Here is a 228-nt window from a genome sequence, read left to right as displayed (position 1 = left end):
CAGGCAATTGTAGTGGCCGAAGCGGCAGGTGCGGTCGAAGCACGGGCTGCATTCCAGCCCCAGGCGCACCACCTCGACCTGGTCGGCCAACGGTGGGGTGAAGCCCGGCGAGGTCGACCCGTACACCGCCACCAGCGGGCGATTGAGCGCTGCGGCCACGTGCATCAGCCCCGAATCGTTGGACACCACCGCATCGCTGCACGACAGCAGGTCGATCGCCTCGGCGAG

General features: G+C 68.4%; 1 protein-coding gene. It reads right to left on the bottom strand.

The window, feature by feature from the left end; all coding sequences use genetic code 11:
* A partial coding sequence (locus RRF55_RS28415; RefSeq protein WP_439419359.1) for a glycosyltransferase family 9 protein occupies positions 1 to 228 on the bottom strand: 228 nt, incomplete at both ends.

It is taken from the genome of Klebsiella sp. K47, from assembly GCF_051858335.1.
Classification (GTDB): Bacteria; Pseudomonadota; Gammaproteobacteria; order Enterobacterales; family Enterobacteriaceae; genus Klebsiella; species Klebsiella pneumoniae.
This window is presented reverse-complemented; position numbering and strand designations above follow the sequence as displayed.